Source organism: Streptomyces sp. IBSBF 3136 (genome assembly GCF_036815105.1).
Lineage (GTDB): Bacteria > Actinomycetota > Actinomycetes > Streptomycetales > Streptomycetaceae > Streptomyces.
The window spans coordinates 1-5,178 of the sequence record NZ_JAJSZC010000357.1; the positions used below are offsets into that span (position 1 = coordinate 1).

Here is a 5,178-nt window from a genome sequence, read left to right on the forward strand (position 1 = left end):
GTCATCGGCGCCCCCGGTGCCGCGCCGGCCGCCGCCCCGGCTCCGGCCGCGCCCGCCCCGGCTCCGGTCACCCCGGTGGCCGCGCCCACCTCGCCGACCGCCACCCAGGCGACCGACGAGGGCGCCTACGTGACCCCGCTGGTGCGCAAGCTCGCCGCCGAGAACGGCGTCGACCTGGCCGGCGTCAAGGGCACCGGCGTCGGCGGCCGCATCCGCAAGCAGGACGTCCTCGCGGCCGCCGAGGCCGCGAAGGCCGCCGCTGCCCCGGCTCCGGCCGCTGCCGCCGCCCCGGCCGCCAAGAAGGCGCCCGCGCTGGAGGTCTCCTCGCTGCGCGGTCAGACCGTGAAGATGCCGCGCATCCGCAAGGTCATCGGCGACAACATGGTCAAGGCGCTGCACGAGCAGGCCCAGCTGTCGTCGGTCGTCGAGGTCGACGTCACCCGCCTGATGCGCCTGCGCGCCCAGGCCAAGGACTCCTTCGCCGCGCGCGAGGGCGTCAAGCTCTCCCCGATGCCGTTCTTCGTGAAGGCGGCGGCCCAGGCGCTGAAGGCCCACGCGGTCGTCAACGCCAAGATCAACGAGGCCGAGGGCACGATCACCTACTTCGACACCGAGAACATCGGTATCGCGGTGGACTCCGAGAAGGGCCTGATGACCCCCGTCATCAAGCACGCCGGCGACCTCAACATCGCGGGCATCGCCAAGGCCACGGCGGAGCTGGCCGGCAAGGTCCGCGCCAACAAGATCACCCCGGACGAGCTGTCCGGCGCGACCTTCACCATCTCCAACACCGGTTCGCGCGGCGCGCTGTTCGACACGATCATCGTGCCGCCGGGCCAGGTCGCGATCCTCGGCATCGGTGCCACGGTCAAGCGTCCGGCCGTCATCGAGACGGAGGAGGGCACGGTCATCGGCGTCCGCGACATGACCTACCTGACGCTCTCCTACGACCACCGCCTGGTCGACGGCGCCGACGCGGCCCGTTACCTGACGGCCGTCAAGGCGATCCTGGAGGCGGGCGAGTTCGAGGTCGAGCTGGGCCTCTGATCGCTCATCAGGACGTACGACGCCCCGTCCGGGACTTCCCGGGCGGGGCGTCGCCTTTGCGGTGAGGGGGACCGGAACCTCCCGGAGCGCCGGGCGCCGAGCCCTCGCTCACGCCGTGTAAGCCTCGTCTCACCTGCGCCAAAGCGCCCCCGCACGCCCTACCCGCGGAGCGAACCCGCCGTATTGTCTAAACGTCAGCCCTCCCGAAGGAGCCCTCATGACCGCGCCCGTCGTCCACTCGCTGCGCGAACAGATCCGCGAGCACATCGTGGAGGGAATCGTCAGCGGGCGCTGGCAGCCGGGCGAGCGGATCGTGGAGCGGCGGATCGCCACCGAGCTGGAGGTCAGCCAGACCCCGGTGCGCGAGGCGCTGCGTGAGCTGGAGTCGCTGCGGCTGATCGAGTCGGCCCCCAACAAGGGCGTACGCGTGCGGAACCTGACCGCGGCCGACCTGGAGGAGAGCTACCCGGTCCGGGCGGGTCTGGAGGCCATCGCGGCGGAGCTGGCGGCGGAACGCCTCGCCGGGGACTGCTCGGCCCTGGAGCCGCACGTCCTGGCCCTCTACGAGGCAGACCGCGCGGCCGACGGAACCGGCCAGGTGCGCCACACGGTCGGCTTCCACCGGGAGCTGGTCCGCGCGGCGGACAACTCGGTGCTCCTGCACACCTGGGAGGGCCTCGGCATCGAGGTCTTCACGGCCCTGTCCATCCGCTGGCTCGGCACGGTGCAGCAGTCGTACGCGGAGGAGCACGAGGAGCTGGTGCAGGCCTTCAAGCGCCGGGACCCGCGGATCGCGGAGCTGGTGAAGGCCCATGTGCTGGGCTGCGCCCCGCGTCCCTGACCCGGCCGGGCACCCCTCGAACGCAGTCGAGCACACCCGCGCTCACCTGCGGAAACCCTGATCCGACACGGCACCGGGTGCCCGCATCCAAGGCACCCGGTGCCGACTTTCTCGGAATCAAGAGGTTTTCGACCTCAACCCTTTGATCGATCATCGATCAGGGAGTTAAAGTCGCCGACGGACTTCCACCGAAGTCTGCCTGCCCTGTCCTGCCAAAGACCTAGGGCAACCCCGAACCCTTGCCGATGAGGGAACCCCCTTCGACTGAGGAAGGCGGCGACATGACCGACCCCAACGCCATCCAGCCGAGCGCGCTCGACCAGCTCCCGGACCGCGACCCGGAGGAGACCGCCGAATGGCAGGCCTCCCTGGACGCCGTCGCACGGGAGGCCGGGCCGCACCGCGCCGCCTACCTGATGCGGCGCACGCTGGAACGTGCCGAGGCGGGCGGTGTCGCGCTGCCGAAGCTCCTCGAGACGGACTACGTCAACACCATCCCCACCTCCGCCGAGCCGGGCCTGCCCGGTGACCCGGAGATGGAGGCCCGGATCACCGCCTGGAACCGCTGGAACGCGGCCGCCATGGTGACCCGCGGCGCCAAGCACGGCGTCGGCGGCCACATCGCCACCTTCGCCTCCGCCGCCTGGCTGTACGAGACCGGCTTCAACCACTTCTTCAAGGGCAAGGAGGGGGACGGCTCCGGCGACCAGCTCTACATCCAGGGCCACGCCTCCCCCGGCATCTACGCCCGCGCCTTCCTCGACGGCCGCCTGAACGAGGCCCACCTGGACAACTTCCGCCAGGAGGCCGGCGGCAACGGCCTGCCGTCGTACCCGCACCCGCGCCGGCTGCCCTGGCTCTGGGAGTTCCCGACGGTCTCCATGGGTCTCGGCCCGCTGTCGGCGATCTACCAGGCGCGCTTCAACCGCTACCTCACCAGCCGCGGCATCAAGGACGTCTCCGCCTCGCACGTGTGGGCGTTCCTCGGCGACGGCGAGATGGACGAGCCGGAGTCGACGGCGGCCATCGCGCTCGCCGCGCGTGAGGAACTGGACAACCTCACCTTCGTCATCAACTGCAACCTGCAGCGCCTCGACGGCCCGGTCCGCGCCAACTTCAAGATCGTGCAGGAGCTGGAGGCCCAGTTCCGCGGCGCCGGCTGGAACGTCATCAAGACGCTGTGGGGCACCGCCTGGGACGAGCTGTTCCAGCTCGACACCACCGGCGCGCTGGTACGCCGGCTGCGCGAGGTACCGGACGCCCAGGTCCAGACGTACCAGACCCGCGGCGCCGCCTACATCCGCGAGGACTTCTTCGGCAAGGACCCGGCGCTCGCGGAGATGGCGAAGCTGCTCAGCGACGACAAGATCCTCGAGTGCTTCCACCTCTCGCGCGGCGGCCACGAGGCCCGCAAGGTCTACGCCGCGTACAAGGCCGCCGTCGAGCACAAGGGCGCGCCGACCGTGATCCTGGCCCAGACGGTCAAGGGCCACACCCTCGGCGAGGGCTTCGCGTCGAAGAACGCCAACCACCAGATGAAGAAGCTGTCGGTGGACGAGTTCAAGACGATGCGCGACCTGCTCGGCCTGCCGATCAAGGACAGCGACTTCACCGACGGCGTGGTGCCCTACGGCCACCCCGGCGCCGACTCCCCCGAGGTCCGCTACCTCCAGGAGCGCCGTGCGGCCCTCGGCGGCCCGGCCCCGGCCCGCCGCACGCACCCGCTGCCCGCGCTGCCCGCCCCCGCCGAGAAGGCGTTCGCCTCCTTCGACAAGGGCTCCGGCTCGCAGAACGTGGCCACCACCATGGCCTTCGTCCGCCTCGTCAAGGACCTGGTCCGCGACAAGGAGACGGGCAAGCGCTGGGTGCCGATCGTCCCCGACGAGGCGCGCACCTTCGGCATGGAGAGCCTCTTCCCGTCCCTGGGCATCTACTCCCCCAAGGGCCAGACGTACGAGCCGGTCGACCGCGACCAGCTGATGTACTACAAGGAGGCCAAGAACGGCCAGATCCTCAACGAGGGGATCACCGAGGCCGGTTCCATGGCCGACTTCATCGCCGCGTCCAGCGCGTACGCGACGCACGGCGAGGCGATGATCCCGTTCTACATCTTCTACTCGATGTTCGGCTGGCAGCGCACGGCCGACCAGATGTGGCAGCTCGGCGACCAGCTCGGCCGCGGCTTCCTCGTCGGCGCGACGGCCGGCCGCACGACCCTGACGGGCGAGGGCCTCCAGCACGCCGACGGCCACTCCCCGGTGATCGCGGCCACCAACCCGGCGGCGCTGTCGTACGACCCCGCGTTCGCCTACGAGATCGCGGTGATCGTCCGCGAGGGTCTGCGCCGGATGTACGGCGAGGCCAAGCCGGGCGAGGACCAGGACGTCTTCTACTACCTGACGGTCTACAACGAGCCGATGCCGCAGCCCGCGAAGCCGCAGGGCCTCGGCATCGACGAGGGCATCGTCAAGGGCCTGTACCGCTTCAACACGGCGGAGTCCGCGGGCGTGACCGTCCCGGCGAACGCCCCGCGCATCCAGCTGCTGGGCTCGGGCACGGCGATCCACTGGACCCTCGAGGCGCAGCGGATGCTCGCCGACGAGTGGGGCGTGGCCGCCGACGTCTGGTCGGCCACCTCCTGGACGGAGCTGCGCCGCGACGCGCTCGAGGCCGACGCGGCCCTGCTGCGCGGCGAGGAGCGTCTGCCGTACGTGCGCCAGGCCCTGCAGGGCGCCGAGGGCCCGGTCCTCGCGGTCTCCGACTACATGCGCCAGGTCCCGGACCAGATCGCGCAGTGGGTCGAGCAGGACTGGTCCTCGCTGGGCGCCGACGGCTTCGGTCTGTCGGACACCCGTGAGGCCGCCCGCCGCCACTTCGGCGTCGACGCCCCGTCGATCGTCGTCGCGGCCCTGGCCCAGCTCGCCAAGCGCGGCGAGGTCAAGTCGACGGCGGTGAAGGAAGCCCGCGAGAAGTACGGGCTGTAGTCACACCGAGGTCCCGGGAAACCGAAAACCGGAGAACCGGAGAACCGGAGAACCGGAGAAGGGGTACGGCCTGTGCCGTACCCCTTTCCCGTCCGCTGCTCCCCGTCGCCTGTCAGTGGCCCCCGGCATCATGAGGGCATGCGTGCCGCCCGGCTCATCAAGATGGTCCTCCTGCTCCAGTCCCGGCCCTCCATGACCGCCGCCGAGCTGGCGCGGGAGCTGGAGGTGTCGGAGCGTACGGTCACGCGGGACGCGCAGGCGCTGTCGGAGGCGGGGGTGCCGGTCTACGCCGACCGGGGGCGGGCC

Annotated in this window: 4 protein-coding genes; all 4 read left to right on the plus strand. The window is 71.1% G+C overall.

Features of this window, described 5'->3' with window-relative positions:
• Positions 1–1,047, plus strand: a 1,047-nt coding sequence (gene sucB / locus V7E45_RS38580; RefSeq protein WP_333778947.1) for a 2-oxoglutarate dehydrogenase, E2 component, dihydrolipoamide succinyltransferase, incomplete at its 5' end; no start/stop codon positions are given.
• A 217-nt stretch (positions 1,048–1,264) separates the two neighbouring features.
• Positions 1,265–1,888 (plus strand): GntR family transcriptional regulator, encoded by a 624-nt coding sequence (locus V7E45_RS38585; protein WP_333778948.1) that lies wholly within the window; start codon positions 1,265–1,267, stop codon positions 1,886–1,888.
• Positions 1,889–2,169: 281 nt separating this feature from the next.
• Complete coding sequence (gene aceE / locus V7E45_RS38590) at positions 2,170–4,872, plus strand: pyruvate dehydrogenase (acetyl-transferring), homodimeric type (RefSeq protein WP_333778949.1); 2,703 nt, start codon at positions 2,170–2,172, stop codon at positions 4,870–4,872.
• 138 nt (positions 4,873–5,010) lie between these two features.
• A partial coding sequence (locus V7E45_RS38595; protein ID WP_333778950.1) for a helix-turn-helix transcriptional regulator occupies positions 5,011–5,178 on the plus strand: 168 nt, incomplete at its 3' end.

Coding starts and splice junctions, on each gene's coding strand:
- V7E45_RS38585 (WP_333778948.1), top strand. CDS start 1,265: ATGACCGCGCCCGTCGTCCACTCGCTGCGCGAACAGATCCGCGAGCAC.
- aceE (WP_333778949.1), top strand. CDS start 2,170: ATGACCGACCCCAACGCCATCCAGCCGAGCGCGCTCGACCAGCTCCCG.